This is a genomic window from Mesorhizobium sp. L-2-11, from assembly GCF_016756595.1.
Taxonomy (GTDB): Bacteria; Pseudomonadota; Alphaproteobacteria; order Rhizobiales; family Rhizobiaceae; genus Mesorhizobium.
The window spans coordinates 2,699,683-2,714,533 of the sequence record NZ_AP023257.1 but is presented as its reverse complement, the minus strand read 5'-3'; the positions used below and the strand labels follow the sequence as shown (position 1 = coordinate 2,714,533).

Sequence of the window (14,851 nt, the reverse complement as noted above, 5' to 3'; positions counted from 1 at the left end):
GGTGTTGCAAGAAACGCGACGTGAAAACATCAAGAGATTTGAACCGCTTACGTCTTTATCGCAGCAAGCCTGCCAGCACCCCTCATCCGACCGAGCTTCGCTCGGCCACCTTCTCCCACAAGAAGGGGCGAACGGATCGCCACCACTCAAGCCCGCCTGGATCTCTCCAGCAGAACCTCGCGCTCGCCAAGCATTCGCGCCTCGGCGCGGCGCTGCTGCCGCTCGTCGATGAATGCCGCCTGGATCGAGACCGCCGCGCCGGGCAAGCCATCGGCGCGGCAGGCCGAGCAGCGAAGCCGCCCCGACAGCGCCGCCAGCGGCGTTTGCGCGGTCACCCCGAAACGCCTCAGCTCCGCCGGCTTCCACCATCTGTTTCGACCGCAATCGATACACTCGACCGCAATCGAGACGACCTCGGCGATCGTCGCTTCCTTGCCCGGCAATGCCATCGTCCCTGATGCCTCAGTTCCTGTTTTGTTCACATCATTAGGGGTTTTTCCCGAAGAGTCGAGTCGGTTCCGCTCAACCCATGCAAAAGTTTAACTTGTGTCATTTTTTGAGTTATGCTTACATGCGATACCCCAAAACGAATGGGCGACGGACCGGGTCTCCGTCGCGCCCCCCGCCAGCCAAGGAGATGAAGATGGACGCCCTCTCCGCCCGGTTCGCTCGTGATTGCGGCTATAGCGGCGACAGCCCGGCGATGCTCGCCGCCTTCGCCGCTATCCGCCACGACGGCATAGGCCGGGCGCGCCTCGGCCATGACCAGCGCAAAGCGCTGGTCGACCGGCTGAAGCTCGGCGAGGCCTTGTTCCTGGCAGCGATCCGCCCGGCGCAATCGGCCGAGGAGGCGCTCGAGGACGCCGCCCGCTTCATGGCCTGCTATCGCAACATGCCGCGCTGGCGCCAGGAAAGGCGCGGCGGCGATCTCGCCCGCGCCAGGCAGCAGCTTCTGCTGGCGCGCTTCTTCCGCCGCTACGGCCACCGCCTCTGGTCGCGGCAGGCGGCGTAAGCCGGAGAGGATCGGCGCTTGCGCCAGCAGCATTGGTAGTTAGTGAAAGCCGAAGCGGCATTCGCGGCTTCATTCCAGCTCGGGTTCCTCGCCCCACGAGAGTGGGGGAGAGGTGGCTCGGCGAAGCCGAGACGGAGAGGGGGACTGCGCCCTACGAAAGCCCCCTCCGGCCGCGGAGCCTGTCCTCGGGCTTGCCAAAGGCAAGACCCGTGGGCGGCCACCTCTCCCCCGCTTCGCAGGGGCGAGGAACCCAGGTCTTGAGAGCATCTCCCCCGCAAGGGGGCAGCAGCCGCTTCAGTTTCGCGAACCACCAACGCTGCGGATTGGAGCAGCGCAACCCTTCATCTGTCTTCGCGCTCCTTGACAATCCACTCACAATGTTCTCTTTATGTTCCCATACAAAACCCACCTCAAGACAATGCGGCGTTCGAACCGCCGCGGGCGGACGGGCCGGATGGAAGCCAACATCCTCCACGCTGATCTGGACGCCTTTTATGCCTCGGTCGAACAGTTGCTCGACCCCGCCCTGCGCGGCAAGCCGATCGCCGTCGGCGCCGGCGTCGTGCTTGCCGCGTCCTACGAGGCCAGGGCTTTTGGCGTGCGTGGCGGCATGCCGGGGCGGCGCGCCCGCGAACTCTGCCCAGGGCTGATTTTCGTCGGCGGCCATTTCAAGGATTATCAGCGGCTCGGCGATGCGGCTGTTCAAGTGCTCGGCGATTTCACGCCGGTGGTCGAGCGGATTTCCATCGACGAGGCCTTTGCCGACGTCGCCGGCTGCACCCATCTGTTCGGCCCGCCGGCCGAGATCGCGAAAACCATCCGCCGCCGCGTGCGGGCTGAGCTTGGCTTGCCGATCTCGGTCGGCGTGGCGCGCACCAAGCACCTGGCCAAGGTCGCCTCGCAGGTGGCCAAGCCCGACGGGCTGGTAGTCGTCGATCCGCGCCACGAGCTGGAGTTCCTTCACGATCTGCCGGTCGAGCTGATGTGGGGCGTCGGTCCGGTCACCAGGGAGCGGCTGGCCGGCATTGGCGTGCGCACCATCGGCGAGTTGGCGAAGACCAATGGTGGGGCGCTGGAGCGTCTCCTCGGCCCGGCGGCGGGTGAAAAACTCAACGCGCTGGCCTGGAACCGCGATCCGCGCAAGCTCGAGACGCAGCGCCGGGCGCGATCGGCGGGCGCGCAATCGGCGCTCGGCAGGAAACCGGCCGAGGCAAAAATCTTCGTGCCCACCCTGCTGCATCTGGCCGACAGGGTCGCCACCAGGCTGCGGGCGAAATCGCGGCCCGGCCGCACGGTGACGGTCCGCGTTCGCTTTGCCGATCTGCGCTCGGTGACGCGCTCGATCACGCTCGACCAGCCGATTTCGGCAACCGCGATGCTGGCCGAGATCGCCGAGGCGCTGGTGCGCAAGGTGCTTGTCGATCATCCGCACGAAAAGACCATCTCGCTGCTGGCGATCGCCGTCTCGCATCTGGAGAAGCAACCGGCCCTGCAGCTGGAACTGCCGCTCGGCCTCGATGACGAGAGGCGCCGCCCCGGCACCGCCAAGGGCGCGGCACGCTGGACCGCCGACCGCGCCGTCGACAAGATCCGCGACCGCTTCGGCTGGGAGGCGGTTGGCTATGCCTCGGTCGCGCTCAAGCAGTCGCGATCGGTCCCCGACGCGTTTCGCGAGCTGGCCGAAAAGGAGTTGTAGGGCAGTAGGGCAGTAGGGCAGTAGGGGAGTAGGGGAATGGCCCGGGAATTCCCCACTGTCCCACTGCCTCACTGCCTACTGTCCCACTGCCCCATTGCCTACTGCCCTACTGCCCTACTGCCCTACTCCCCTACTCCCCTACTCCCCTACTCCCCTACTGCCTACTCCCTTGCAAGTGGCGCCACGGCCGGTCCGTTCAAGGCCGTGCCATCAACAGCAAAATGCGAGCCGTGGCAGGGGCAGTCCCAGCAGCGCTCGAGGGAGTTCCAGTGGACGTGGCAGCCGATATGCGTGCATGCGGCCGAGCGCTTGTAGAGCGTGCCGTCGTCATCGCGAAATGCGGCGATCTTGGTGAGCCCTTCGCGGACGATGGCACCTTCTCCCGGTCGCAGCTTGTCGACGGAATCGATCTCGCCAGGCGCGATATACTCGGCAAAGCTCTTGATCGCCGCCGCATTCTCCGACAGGTATTCGCCGATCGCCCTGGCCGTCTTGCGAGACGGCTCGTAAAGTTCGCGCCAGGGGCTTTCCCCCTTCAGAATCAGGTCGGAAATCAACAGGCCGGCGACGACGCCATGGGTAATGCCCTGGCCGGAATCCCCGGTCGCCACAAAAACACGCTGGTTGCCAGGATTGCGGCCGATGAACCCCGCATAATCGACGGTCTCCATCACCTGCCCGGACCACCGGTTGGTTTCCACGCCGACATCGGGCACCAGCCTTTTGGTCCAGGCGGCCAGGGCCGCGAAACGGTTACCGGCATCGTCGGCCTGCCCTGTCTTGTGGTCTTCACCTCCGACGATCAGGAAGTCGGTCCGACCTTCGCCAGGCTGAAGCCGAACGTAGTGATAAGGGTCTGCAGTATCCCAATACAGCGCATCCGGTATGGTATCGCGCGCGATCTCGAACGACATCGCGTAGGTTCGATAGGGCGCTTGCTTGGTGTGAAGCGCGACCCGATCGTTGATCGGCGAGTTGGTGGCGACAACGGCCGCTCTGGAAGATACGGTAAAGCCTGGAACCGTGGTTACACGCACGCCGCCATCAGTCTCTTCAACCTTTTCGACGATGGTATCAGCATAAAGCACGCCGCCGCGCGCTCGGATCCTCGCGGCCAGCCCGCGGAGATATTTGAGCGGGTGGACTGTCGCCTGATTGGCGTATCGAAGGGCCTGCGCATCCGAAAAGCCCGCAAATGGCACGCCCCTGGTCTTCTCGACCTCGACACCGATTTTCAGAGCGGCGTCCAGTTCGCGCGTGATATCGGATTCCTGGCTGCCGGAAGCCGGAAAGAGAAAGCCGGCGAGGCGCCGGAAATCGCAAGCGATACGCTCCGTCTCCTGGATGGATTGGATACGGTCGATAGCGGCCGATTGGCTTTGGTAAAAGATCCGCGCCAGGTCCTCGCCGCGCAATTTGGTCAGCTCCGAAAAATAGTCGTCGCAAACGGATGACAGGTGCGCAGTGGTGCGAGCCGTCATGCCGCTTCCGATCCGGCCGCGATCGAGAACAGCCACCTTCTGGCCGGCGGCGGCCAGTTCGTAGGCGACCGACAGTCCGGCAATCCCAGACCCGACGACCACGACATCGACCTGTTCGCTTTGCCCGAGCGGCACCGCATCGGGCGCGACTTCGGTCGCCGCCCAGAGCGATACAGTCCTTTCGTCGCTGACATTCATCGGCGGAACCTCCCATCCACGACGTTCGGTAAAACGGATGCGAGAATTCAAAGTTCCTCGACGCCTTCGAACGCCGACAGAGGCGGCCCCGGTCGTCAGAGGCTGTTTGGAAAGTCGCTCCGGCGAGCCATATGGTGATGGTTTCGAGAACCGGAGCGGAGCGGACATCAGAGCGCTGCGCGTCCAAAGGACGCGCGGCGCTGTAGGGAAGCGCAGAAAACGCCATCAGATGGCCGCCGGAATAGAGTTTCCTAACGGTCTCTCAGACCCAAAGCGTCGCGCTGCCCCAGGCGATCAGGGCGATGCCAGCTGCCCGGCCGACCCACGGGCCGGCAGGAAACAGTTTTTCTACCAGCACCAGAATGGCGAGCGCGGCGATCCACACCAGATTCATGATGCCGCCGACGAACAACAACGCCATCAGCATCCAGCAGCATCCGACACAAAACGCCCCGTGCAATGCGCCAAGACGCAGCGCGCCAACTGCGTGGGGGCGCCAGTGTCGGGCAAGGAACGCCGTCGGCGCCCGGCAATGCGACAGGCAGGCGTTCTTGAAGCGCGAGAGCTGATACAGACCCGCGCCGATCAGGACGACGGCCGAAAGCCAGCGGCTTTGCGAACTCATCATCGTCGCCGAAACGAAAGCTTCGCGTTCGAGCAGCCAATGCAGCGCGGTGGCCGCGACGGAGAACCCCAGCCAGACCAGGAGGTAGCCTGCCATGAACACGCCGGTCGGCGCGAGCTTGTCCTGGATCTGTCCCTGTGCCAGCGCATGGCGATGCACGCGCGCATAGAGCAGGATGGTCGGTGCCGCACTCGGCGACATCATGGCGATCATCATGACCCACCACATGGCGATCATCAGCGCCCAGTTCGCGGGCCCCCAGGCCCGCGGTTCCGTCGCCATCGCGCTCATGTCCATGCCGGACATATCCATGCCAGACATGTCGGAGGTCATATCGGATGTCGTGTTCGAAGTTTGCAAGTGGGGGAATAGCGCAAGCCTCGACATCTCCCACGCATTCATGCCGAGCCCTGCGCCGGCGACGATATAAAGCCAGGCCAGCAGGCACAGCGCCACCACCCCCGCAATCGTGATGACGCGGTCGCGTCTGAGCAGCCGTTCCAGTGGCGACCCGCCGTTCATGCGCCGCGTCAGGCCCGCACCACCCCGTGATTGTTGAGATGCAGCCGCGCGAACTGGCCGTAACTGTCCTTGGTGGTCACCTGAACCGGCCCGCTGGTTGTGCTCGAAGCGCTGCCGATCTCGGCGACCGCATATTCGAAGCCGTTCGGCAACACGATCTGAGCCCGCGAGTCCGCGCCCGTCACCTTGTTGCGGATCGGTTCGCCGACCGTTTCGATGTAGTCCTTGACGAAGACGCGGCCCCTGCGGCCGTCGACATCGAGTTCGAGATCGATCGGGGTGAAGACCGGATCGTGCATTTTTGTCACAGTCGAGGCGTAGACGGCGAACATCGTCGCGAACGGGTCGGTGTCCTGGCCGGTCATGATGCGCAGCAGCGCGTTACGCTGCCGCTCGGTTGCCTTCTCGTCGACGAAAGCGATGGCTTCGCCATTGCCTTCGTGGATCGCGCCGGGCCATTTGAAGATCGCGGCGATGCGCAGGCCATCGAGAACGGTCTCGCCATGATAACCTTCATCGATCTGGATGCCGGCCACGGCATGGCAATGGCCCTTGTCGGGCAGCGCATTGAATTGACAATTGCAGCCATATTCGCAGGTGCAATTGACGAGTTCGCGTCCCTTGATTTCCCAAGACGTCATGCTCTCCTCCCTGATTTCGAAACATTAGACCATCATCATACACCTGGACTCTTCCCTCTCAAAGGCGCACCCTTGGAAAGGCGAAACCCAAGCGAGAGTTTCGTCCAATGCTTCACATGCTTGAGATGCGCCGCTGATTGCCTGACCAGTCCGGATAATCTCCGGGCGGGGCAAACGCTCATTGCGCCTATCCGTGTTCAGGCTGCGGCCTAAAGCACGTTGCAGCCCGTTTCCGGATCAACTGGGAGGAAACAACATGCCTGATATTCAACGCAGAGAACTTCTTGTTCAGGGAAGCGCGGCCCTTGCCGCAATTGCTGCTCTCTATACCTCGCGTCGGGCTTACGCTTTTCCAACACGGCCGAGCGAGGAAGTTATTCGGTGGCTGGACCAGCCGACCGAAAATCCCGATCCGGTCGGCATCCAGAAGCAGCTTGTCTGGGAGGATCTGGATAGCTGGATAACGCCAAACGACAAGTTCTTCAGCATCTCGCATTTCAATCGACCAACGATCGACGAGAAGACATGGTCGATGGAGATCGGCGGCCTGGTCAAGAAGCCCCTGAAACTGACTCTCGCCGACATCAAGGCGCGGCCGCGCCAGGAGGTCGTTTTCACAGTGGAATGCTCGGGCAACCACGGATTTCCCTTTTTCACCGGCGGCATCGGCAATGCCCGCTGGGCAGGAACGCCGCTCGCCCCGATTCTCGAGGAAGCCGGCGTCCTGGAAAATGGCATCGAGGTTGTCTTTTTCGGCACTGACACAGGCGAGGTCGCCATACGCGACATCAAGATGCAGCAGAATTTCGCGCGCAGCATGTCGCTTGCCGACGCGACGAACCCAGACAATTTGCTCTGCTATGAAATGAACGGAGCCGCCTTGCCGGCCGCCAATTGTTTTCCGCTGCGGCTGATTGCTCCGGGCTGGTACGGCATCGCCAACGTCAAGTGGCTGGAACGCATCGAGGTTCGCGACACTCGCTTCATGAGCGTTATGATGGCCCGTGACTATGTCACCATCCGGGAGGAGGAGCGCAACGGTGAGACCGTGTGGACCGAGAGCTCAGTCGGCCCGGCACGGATAAAGTCAGCGCCCGCAAAGGTCACCCGCAAGGACTCGGACTACCGCATCATTGGGGCAGCCTGGGGGGCACCGATCGATCGGGTCGAAGTGCAAATCGATCAAGCGCCATGGGCACCGGCGACCATCGACCGCAGTGAGGAGGCCGAACACGCCTGGAAGATCTGGTCTCTCGACTGGGCAAATCCGTCTCCTGGAGAACACACGGTAACCTCGCGCGCGGTCAGCACCACGGGACAGGTTCAACCGGCAATGGACGATCCGTTGATTGCCAAGAAACGCACATACTGGGAAAGCAATGGCCAGGTGACGCGCCGCGTGCGTGTCGCCTAAAACCGCTGCCATGTCGCAATTGCGTTTGGGTCACCCAGGAGAGGAGCGTGACGGGTGTGGGCGGTAGTCCCCTCACCCCTCCACCGTGCTGATCTCCGCCTCGACCAGGCACCACGGCGCATAACGAAAATCGCGGATCTGGACGACCCGCTCGTCCCGCCATTCGACCAGCATGAAGCCGCGCACCGCGCCGTCCGGCTCCTGCGGGTTGCGGATCAGGATCGCCGGCCGGCCGTCGACAAAGCCCAGCGACAGCACCCAGTCGCTGATGCGCTCGTAGTTGCCGAAATAGGTCGACACTTCGGCCTTGCCGCGCATGCGGAGCCGGCTGACCAATTCGAGTTGGACATCCTCGGCGATCAGCGCCCTGACCGCGTCGAAGTCGCGCGCGTTGAACAGGTCGACATAGCGGCGCAGCCGTCGCTCGTCATCGGCGTCGAGGCGTGGCGCGGCAGCCTGTTCGGGCTCGGCTGCCAATATGCGCAGTTGCGCCCGCCCGCGATGCAGCGCCGCCTTGGTGGCGGCGAGCGTCGCGCCGGTCACCTCGCAGGTCTCGTGCAGCGAAAGGCCTAGCACGTCGACAAGGATCACGGCGCTGCGCTGCGCAACCGAGAGTTGCATGAAGCTGCGCAGGCCGCTCGCCGCAGCGAGCCTGCTGTCGGCGCTGCCGGAAGGATCCTCGATGGTGGTCATGTCGGTCTCGGTCATGCGCGACCTTTCCCGACGGCGCCGGCGCAGATGGTCCTGCGCGGCATTATGCGCGATGCGAAACAGCCATTGCTCGGGCCGCTCGACCGTCATGCTGCCGTCGACCGCCTGCAGCGCCTTGATCAGCGTCTCCTGGACGATGTCTTCGCCGTCGATCACCGAGCCGGCCATGCGGGCGCAGTAGCGGTGCAGTTTTGGGCGCAACCCGGAGAGCATCGCCTCGAGCGCCGGTCGATCGAATTTCCGTTGGATCATGGCGTCCATTCTATCCGGCCTTGCTCTCCTCAAGCACACGGTAGTTGCCGATGATTCTGGCAGGCGATCGCTTCACCGGGGTCGAGCGCCGTTCCGCATGGTTTTGCGTGAACGCCTCGAAGGCCGCAAGCCCGGTCAGCGCGGATGCGTCATTTCCCTCGCCGACGACATGGACGAACTCGCCGTCGTCGAGTTCGAGCACGAGATAGCGCACGCCCTGCGGCGCCGTCTCATCCAGCGCCCTCGAACACTTTTGCCACCAGCGCGCGGTTCTCTTCCAGCCCGGTGTCTTTCACGCTGTAGCGAATGAGTTTGTAGCCCATGGTTCATCTCCTGAATGGTTGCTCTGAGCAGAAGACGTTTCACGTTCCCGAAAAGATTCTCGCACGCTATAAATCTCTTCGGCCGGCCGGACCCGTCCTCCAGCTGTGGACGGCTACTCAGCAGCCGTCGAGGAGCAGGAGAGACGACCATGCACATCCAGTTTGCCGAACTGCCGGTCTTTGACCAGGACCGCGCCAAGGCGTTCTACACCAGGCATTTCGCCTGCAAGGTCGCGGCCGACGAGAAGATGGGCGATAGCGGCTGGCGCTGGATCGAGCTGAAATTTCCCGGCGCCGCGACGAACCTGCATTTCGTGAGGCGCGCCGACGACACGCCAGGCGTGGAACCGGTGCTGGTGCTGGTCGACGACGACGTCGAGGCCACGATCGCCGCGTTGAAGGCGGGCGGCGTCGAGATCATCACCGAACCGCAGGAGGCGCCCTGGCAGCCAGGCCGCACGGTGGCGGAATTTCGCGACAGCGAGGGCAACCGCATGGTGATCGGCAGCCAGTGAGGGGATGCAGCCGGAGAGCGGGCATTCTGAACTTTGACGAGCCTATGAACGGCTGGAGAAGGCGGACAGTGTTGAAAAAGTCCGCAAGAGCAGGACGATTTGCCTTCGAATCTCCATCCCGCTCCAAAGTCTTTAATTTGGTCGCGCGTCCGGGCGGAAAACGGCCACTCAAGCAGCCCCGGCCTTGTGCGCCAAAGCATGCCTCGGCTGGTAGAGGCCAAGCGAACCGCCACTGGGAAGCGAGACATGCGTGAGCAGGCCCCAGCCTTCATCGGTGACCGAAGTGCATTCGACATCGTGCGATTTCAGCTCTTGGATTGTGGCATTGATGTCTTCGCACATGAGGTAGACTTCGTGGCTGTCGACTTCGGCGGCCGGGTGAACGGCAATTTCGGCCGGCGGCAATGCGAAGATCAACCAGCCTTCGCCAGCATCGACTGCTGGAAAACGTAGAACATTGCGAAAAAATGCGCGGTCTGCCTCGGCATCCGTGCTGTAGATGATCATGTGTGCGCCGGAAATCATGGCTCCTTATCTCCCTGAAGTGATGCGAACAAACTGTCGCCGTTGCAAACGACGTTTTCGGCCCTACCGCCTGTCCTAACAGCCGCTCGATATCGGCAACTTCAGTTGGATATAGGTCGGCCGGCGGTGATTGCAGGTGCCGGAACCCGGCGTTGCTTCAAAGACCGACGCCAAACCTCACGCCATCAGCGGAAGAAGCTGGAGATGCTGTTCGCGCACCTGCCGCCATCACCCGGCCATCGGTTTTGGTCCGACCTGGCGCGCGTTTTGGTTCTGGTCGGCGACCGGGGCGGCTGGCACATCGATCCGCCTCAGAATGTGATCGGAGATGGCGCGCGCGATCTCCCGCTCGCCCATGATGATCAGATCGGCGCCGAACTTCTTCAGATAATCCACTTCGGCATCGGAATGCGCACGGGCGATGATCTCGAGCTTTGGATTGATGGCATGGGCCTGCTCGATAAGATTGCCGCTCTCGAACGGATTGGGAATGGCGCTGATCAACCACCGGGCTGAGGCAACGTTGGCCGCCTCAAGCAGGCCCGGCTGGGCGGCATTTCCCGCAATGACATCAACGCCGCGGGCGCGCAGCTGTTCTACTATCACTTGTCGTTCCTCGATCACCAGGTAAGGCTGCCTTGCCTTTTGCAACGTCTGCGCGACCAGGCTTCCGACCCGTCCATGGCCGACAAGCACCGCGTGGTCTGTCAGGCTGGTAGCCGCGAGTTCGGGGGTTTCGGCTCTGCCTTCTTGCGTGGCGATGGTTCGCTCTCGCGCTTTCAGCCACGGCGTCAGCCGATCCAACGCCGCAAACAGCAGCGGGTTGACGAGGATCGAAAGGATTGCTCCGGCAAGCACCAGGTCACGTCCCGCCTCTGGAAGAAGCGTGAGTTCGACACCCAGTCCCGCAAGGATGAAGGAGAACTCGCCGATTTGTGCCAGGCTCAGGCCGAGTGTCAGGGCCACGTGGGACGGATAGCCGAACATCAATGCGATGGCCGATGCGGCCGTGGCATTGCCGATGACGATGATCAAAAATGTAACGCCGACGAGCAGCGGTTGCTCGACCAGGATCATCGGATTGAACAGCATGCCGACGGAGACGAAAAAAAGCACGGCGAATGCGTCTCGCAGCGGCAGCGTTTCCTGAGCGGCCCTTTGGCTCAACTGGGATTCGGCAAGGATCATTCCTGCGAAAAACGCCCCAAGAGCGAACGAGACCCCGAACAGCTCGGCTGCCCCGAAAGCGACACCAAGGGCGATCGCCAGCACGGCCAAACGGAAAAGCTCTCGCGAACCGGTGTGAGCGACGTAGTGAAGGATCGGCGGAATGACACGTCGCCCGACGACAACCATGATCGCGAAGAAAGCCGCCAATTTGCCCAGCGTAAGTCCGAGCGCACTCCAGATGGTCTGCGGCTCAAACAATTTGAACAGGTCATTGCCGTTAAGGTTTGCCCCGTTGAAATTGCCACCGAGCACGCCGGCGAAGGCCGGCAACAGCACAAGCGCGAGGATCATGGCGAGGTCCTCGACGACCAGCCAGCCGACCGCGATGCGTCCACCATCGGTTTCGAGCTGCCGCATTTCCTGCAGCGCCCGTAGAACCACGACTGTACTTGCAACCGACAGGGCCAGCCCAAACACCACTCCGGCTCCGATCGGCCAGCCGATCGCCTGCGTCACCAAAAGCCCGAGCATGGTCACCAGAGCCATTTGGCCGACCGCGCCAGGAAGCGCGATCTTTCTTACCGACAGCAGATCGTTCAATGAAAAATGCAGCCCAATGCCGAACATCAGCAGGATCACGCCGAGCTCGGCGAGTTGGCGCGCCAGCGCCTGGTCGGCAACGAAGCCGGGCGTGAACGGGCCAATCAAGACACCAGCCACGAGATAGCCGACCAGTGGTGACAGGCGAAGTCGGTTCGCCAACGTGCCGAGAATGAAGGCGAGTCCGAGGCCGGCGACAAGGGTTGCGATAAGTGGCGCCTGAGGCATCTTCCCAATCCGGTTTCCGGCCGCGCTTGGCGTTCCGGCCAAGCGTTGCACGAGCCTAGAGATAATGGACCAAGACGCGGCGGGCTCAACAGCTTTCACGCAGCAGATCTCGCCAATGGCGCACTGGAGGTCTGGAAGGTCGATTCCGGCCGGTGGATAGGCTTCGGGCAGTTTGCCCGCCGTGCCGGCGGCGATCGCGCAGCAGCCGTCAAGTTGAAACCGAGCACCATGAAGAGCGGGCCCAGAAAGGCGATCTGTATCGCCACTTGCTGCAGACGGTTGACGCGCGTCCTACACGCGATTCGCGCCAGGCGCCCTGGCAGCCAGGCCGCACGGTGGCTGAATTTCGCGACAGCGAGGGCAACCGCACGGTGATAGGCAGCCACTGAGCAGGTGCAGCCGGGGAGTGGGCGTCTGAATTTTGACGCCCGTTTGAACGGCTGCGCGGCGAGTCCTGTTGGCCGCTATTGGGCCCATTCATGACCGATAATGGAACGTGGCAAATGACTGCGTCGTTCGCAGATACCGGCGAACGGCACAGAGCTTGGAGGCGCCACGTCGAGCGTTTGCTGCCGTTCACCTGATGTGCGCCATGGCTGCGGAATCCTCAAACCTGTCGCGCGGCGCAGCATTTCCGGCGCATGGCTTCCCGGTGCTACTCTGCCTCATCCCCGGAAGCGGCATTGAGGAGGCCGTATCTCTCATCGCCGATCGAGGCGAGCAGATCGAGCTGGGTCTCGAGAAAGTTGATGTGGCCCGCCCAGTTCCTGGCAGATCTCGCGTGACTTCTTGTAAGAGGTGCGCGCGTCGTATTCGCCGGCGAGATCCGATTCCAGCACTTCCTTCACATTCTGCCCGATGCGAAGCGGCGCCACCGCCTGCAGGTTCGGGTGCCCTTCGAGGAAGATGGTCCGTTCGATAATCCGGTCCGCATGGTGCATTTCCTCGATAGATTCCTCGCGCTCCTTCTTCGCCAGTTTGAAATAGCCCCAGTCCTCCAACAGGCGATAATGCAGCCAAAATTGATTGACGGCACCGAGTTCCAGAAACAGCGCTTCGTTAAGACGTTCAATGATCCTATCTTCGCCTTTCATGGGTTCTGCTCCCGTTTTGGGCGCGCGTCCCGCACGCATCATGTGGGACCGATGCGCCCTTGTTCGCCTCCGAGCGCAGGATAGCACGCGGCGACCTAATCGTCATTTCGATCGGGGGGCCGGAGGTTGCAGAGAGCGTATGAGATCCTTCCCGCCGCCCTGCGGTACAGCGTCAGCGGGCACGGGATCAGACCTGCCATGACGCCGACCGCCTCGCCCTCATGCTTGTGGTGATGGCCGCGGCTAAAAGCGCGCCAGAGCATCCAGACACCGATTAGGCCGAGCAGCCCACGACTGATATCTCCAAAGCGGAGCGCGGCCGATGCTGCTCAAAGCGATGGAATCCAGCGGCAGCGACGAGCCGCTCCGAGCGACCGTTAGTGGCCGTGATGTTCGCCGTGAGCATGTTCATGGCGACGATCCGCATCCGCGTTCGCCAATCTTACGTTCGCCGCCGCAAGCGCCGGCATGTGCTCGAACAGCTGGTGCTCCAGCGCTGCCGTAATCTTCTTCGCTTCGCAGACCGGCAGGCTGTCTTCGACGGCGATGGCAATGTCGGCGTGCAGCCTGTGACCGACCCACCGCGCCTTGGCCTCGACAATGCGCGCTGCCGGCACATGCGCGGCGGCATGGTGGATATCGCCGATGACATCCGGCTCCACGCCGTCGAGCATGCGGGTCAGCACCGAGCGCGCCGACTGCCAGACGATGCCGAAGATCGCAAGCGTGATGAGCAGGCCGACGATCGGGTCGGCCAGTGCAAAACCGAGCCAGACGCCGAACGCTCCCAGGACCACGGCAAGGCTGGTCAGGCCGTCGGTGCGGGCGTGGTAGCCGTCGGCAATGAGTGCGGCGCTGTTGATTTCGCGGCCGACGCGGATGCGGAACACCGCGACGGCCTCATTGCCGAGAAAGCCGACAATGCCCGCTGCCGCCAGCCAGCCCAGATGCGTCACCACGCGTGGATTGATCAATCGGTCGATGGCCTGGTAACCGGCGACGATGGCGGCTGAACAGGATGATCCCGACGATGATGATCCCAGCCAGGTCCTCGACCCGGCCCAGGCCGTAGGTGAAGGTCGGCGACGGCTTGCGCCGGGCCAGCAGGAAGGCGATCCACAGTGGAATGGCGGTGGTGGCGTCGCCGATGTTGTGGACCGTGTCGGCCAGCAGCGCCACGCTGCCCGACAGTGCGACCACGACCATCTGCATCGCCGCGGTGATTGCCAGGATGACGAACGACCATTTTATCGCCCAGATGCCTCGGTCGGTCGTCGCAATGGTCGCATCGATGACCCCGTGGCTATGCGACCCGCTCACATGATCGTGATGGCCGTGACCATGCGCGGCGTGATCGCGCGGCCCGAACCCGAACCAGTCGAGGATGCGCGTGCCGAGCACAGGCATTTGACGGCTCACAAATATTTCGCCAGTTGCTTGAGTTCCGCCAGCGAGTTGCCGCCCGCCTCCGCAGTGTCCGTCAGGCAATGCTCGATATGATCGTGGATCAGTTCGCGCTTTGCGCTGCTGATGGCGCTCTCCACGGCGTGGAGTTGTTGCGCCAGATCAACGCAAGGACGATGCGCCTCGAACATCGACAGCACCGCCGCAAGGTGGCCTTGCGCGCGCTTCAGACGCTTCACGATAGCCGGATGCGAACGATGGATGCCTTCGGACATGCCTGTTTTGTATCCTCCCCGGGAGGATCCGGTCAAATGTTCATTTTGAGCTCACCTTGCCGGCGAGCCCGTCACATCCGAAGAAGGACGGCCAGCTACCTCCCGCGGGCTCGTATTATTTCGTGACCGCATTGCGCTGGAACCTTCCCCTCGCACCAGCGTTCG

Annotated in this window: 15 protein-coding genes and 2 pseudogenes; 4 read left to right on the top strand and 13 right to left on the bottom strand. The window is 62.8% G+C overall.

The features are described from left to right. Positions 1-146: 146 nt before the first annotated feature. A complete protein-coding gene (locus JG739_RS12965; RefSeq protein ID WP_027154271.1) occupies positions 147-449 on the bottom strand; it encodes a hypothetical protein in 303 nt (100 codons plus the stop codon). 194 nt (positions 450-643) lie between these two features. Between JG739_RS12965 and JG739_RS12960 the strand changes: the two genes are divergently transcribed. Both JG739_RS12960 and dinB read left to right on the top strand, forming a co-directional pair. Beyond that, the gene (locus JG739_RS12960) at positions 644-1,012 is read left to right on the top strand and encodes a hypothetical protein (protein ID WP_202366789.1); all 369 of its coding nucleotides are present in this window, start codon (positions 644-646) and stop codon (positions 1,010-1,012) included. A gap of 454 nt (positions 1,013-1,466) precedes the next feature. Then, a complete protein-coding gene (gene dinB / locus JG739_RS12955) occupies positions 1,467-2,708 on the top strand; it encodes a DNA polymerase IV (protein WP_202366788.1) in 1,242 nt (413 codons plus the stop codon). Positions 2,709-2,869: 161 nt separating this feature from the next. Here dinB and JG739_RS12950 read toward each other — a convergent pair whose 3' ends face one another. The 3 genes from JG739_RS12950 to JG739_RS12940 form a co-directional block, all read right to left on the bottom strand. Continuing rightward, positions 2,870-4,387 (bottom strand): FAD-dependent oxidoreductase, encoded by a 1,518-nt coding sequence (locus tag JG739_RS12950; protein ID WP_202366787.1) that lies wholly within the window; start codon positions 4,385-4,387, stop codon positions 2,870-2,872. A gap of 262 nt (positions 4,388-4,649) precedes the next feature. Next, the gene (locus JG739_RS12945) at positions 4,650-5,534 is read right to left on the bottom strand and encodes a DUF2182 domain-containing protein (protein ID WP_202366786.1); all 885 of its coding nucleotides are present in this window, start codon (positions 5,532-5,534) and stop codon (positions 4,650-4,652) included. A gap of 8 nt (positions 5,535-5,542) precedes the next feature. Continuing rightward, complete coding sequence (locus JG739_RS12940) at positions 5,543-6,175, bottom strand: DUF1326 domain-containing protein (RefSeq protein ID WP_202366785.1); 633 nt, start codon at positions 6,173-6,175, stop codon at positions 5,543-5,545. A gap of 256 nt (positions 6,176-6,431) precedes the next feature. On the opposite strand from JG739_RS12940, the gene JG739_RS12935 reads away from it, so the two are divergent. Continuing rightward, positions 6,432-7,589, top strand: coding sequence for a sulfite oxidase (locus tag JG739_RS12935; protein ID WP_202366784.1), 1,158 nt, complete (start codon positions 6,432-6,434; stop codon positions 7,587-7,589). Between the two features lie 72 nt (positions 7,590-7,661). Here JG739_RS12935 and JG739_RS12930 read toward each other — a convergent pair whose 3' ends face one another. Further along, the gene (locus JG739_RS12930; protein WP_244749870.1) at positions 7,662-8,552 is read right to left on the bottom strand and encodes a sigma-70 family RNA polymerase sigma factor; all 891 of its coding nucleotides are present in this window, start codon (positions 8,550-8,552) and stop codon (positions 7,662-7,664) included. A 10-nt stretch (positions 8,553-8,562) separates the two neighbouring features. Next, the gene (locus tag JG739_RS12925) at positions 8,563-8,766 is read right to left on the bottom strand and encodes a hypothetical protein (RefSeq protein WP_244749869.1); all 204 of its coding nucleotides are present in this window, start codon (positions 8,764-8,766) and stop codon (positions 8,563-8,565) included. A 258-nt stretch (positions 8,767-9,024) separates the two neighbouring features. On the opposite strand from JG739_RS12925, the gene JG739_RS12920 reads away from it, so the two are divergent. Next, positions 9,025-9,390, top strand: a complete 366-nt coding sequence (locus JG739_RS12920; RefSeq protein ID WP_202366782.1) for a VOC family protein — start codon at positions 9,025-9,027, stop codon at positions 9,388-9,390. 168 nt (positions 9,391-9,558) lie between these two features. Here JG739_RS12920 and JG739_RS12915 read toward each other — a convergent pair whose 3' ends face one another. From JG739_RS12915 to JG739_RS12895, 7 genes and pseudogenes are all read right to left on the bottom strand, one after another. Then, positions 9,559-9,915: a VOC family protein gene (locus JG739_RS12915; protein WP_023799084.1), complete on the bottom strand. Its 357-nt coding sequence runs from the start codon at positions 9,913-9,915 to the stop codon at positions 9,559-9,561. Between the two features lie 228 nt (positions 9,916-10,143). Next, complete coding sequence (gene ybaL, locus JG739_RS12910) at positions 10,144-11,913, bottom strand: YbaL family putative K(+) efflux transporter (RefSeq protein WP_202366781.1); 1,770 nt, start codon at positions 11,911-11,913, stop codon at positions 10,144-10,146. A gap of 655 nt (positions 11,914-12,568) precedes the next feature. Continuing rightward, a pseudogene (gene bfr / locus JG739_RS12905) lies at positions 12,569-13,007 on the bottom strand (bacterioferritin). Between the two features lie 164 nt (positions 13,008-13,171). Further along, positions 13,172-13,364 (bottom strand): annotated as a pseudogene (locus JG739_RS35320) (ABC transporter permease); the annotation flags it as partial. A 20-nt stretch (positions 13,365-13,384) separates the two neighbouring features. Next, the gene (locus tag JG739_RS36365; RefSeq protein WP_446720551.1) at positions 13,385-13,981 is read right to left on the bottom strand and encodes a cation diffusion facilitator family transporter; all 597 of its coding nucleotides are present in this window, start codon (positions 13,979-13,981) and stop codon (positions 13,385-13,387) included. Beyond that, positions 13,908-14,414, bottom strand: a complete 507-nt coding sequence (locus JG739_RS36360) for a cation transporter (protein ID WP_446720550.1) — start codon at positions 14,412-14,414, stop codon at positions 13,908-13,910. Before JG739_RS36360 ends, JG739_RS36365 begins: the two co-directional genes overlap by 74 nt. Positions 14,415-14,422: 8 nt before the next feature. Further along, positions 14,423-14,686: a metal-sensing transcriptional repressor gene (locus JG739_RS12895; RefSeq protein WP_027154260.1), complete on the bottom strand. Its 264-nt coding sequence runs from the start codon at positions 14,684-14,686 to the stop codon at positions 14,423-14,425. Between the last annotated feature and the right edge of the window lie 165 nt (positions 14,687-14,851).

Coding starts and splice junctions, on each gene's coding strand:
- JG739_RS12895 (WP_027154260.1), bottom strand. CDS start 14,686: ATGTCCGAAGGCATCCATCGTTCGCATCCGGCTATCGTGAAGCGTCTG.
- JG739_RS12945 (WP_202366786.1), bottom strand. CDS start 5,534: ATGAACGGCGGGTCGCCACTGGAACGGCTGCTCAGACGCGACCGCGTC.
- JG739_RS12915 (WP_023799084.1), bottom strand. CDS start 9,915: ATGATTTCCGGCGCACACATGATCATCTACAGCACGGATGCCGAGGCA.
- JG739_RS12930 (WP_244749870.1), bottom strand. CDS start 8,552: ATGATCCAACGGAAATTCGATCGACCGGCGCTCGAGGCGATGCTCTCC.
- JG739_RS12960 (WP_202366789.1), top strand. CDS start 644: ATGGACGCCCTCTCCGCCCGGTTCGCTCGTGATTGCGGCTATAGCGGC.
- JG739_RS12935 (WP_202366784.1), top strand. CDS start 6,432: ATGCCTGATATTCAACGCAGAGAACTTCTTGTTCAGGGAAGCGCGGCC.
- ybaL (WP_202366781.1), bottom strand. CDS start 11,913: ATGCCTCAGGCGCCACTTATCGCAACCCTTGTCGCCGGCCTCGGACTC.
- JG739_RS12920 (WP_202366782.1), top strand. CDS start 9,025: ATGCACATCCAGTTTGCCGAACTGCCGGTCTTTGACCAGGACCGCGCC.
- dinB (WP_202366788.1), top strand. CDS start 1,467: ATGGAAGCCAACATCCTCCACGCTGATCTGGACGCCTTTTATGCCTCG.
- JG739_RS12950 (WP_202366787.1), bottom strand. CDS start 4,387: ATGAATGTCAGCGACGAAAGGACTGTATCGCTCTGGGCGGCGACCGAA.
- JG739_RS12940 (WP_202366785.1), bottom strand. CDS start 6,175: ATGACGTCTTGGGAAATCAAGGGACGCGAACTCGTCAATTGCACCTGC.
- JG739_RS36360 (WP_446720550.1), bottom strand. CDS start 14,414: ATGCCTGTGCTCGGCACGCGCATCCTCGACTGGTTCGGGTTCGGGCCG.
- JG739_RS12965 (WP_027154271.1), bottom strand. CDS start 449: ATGGCATTGCCGGGCAAGGAAGCGACGATCGCCGAGGTCGTCTCGATT.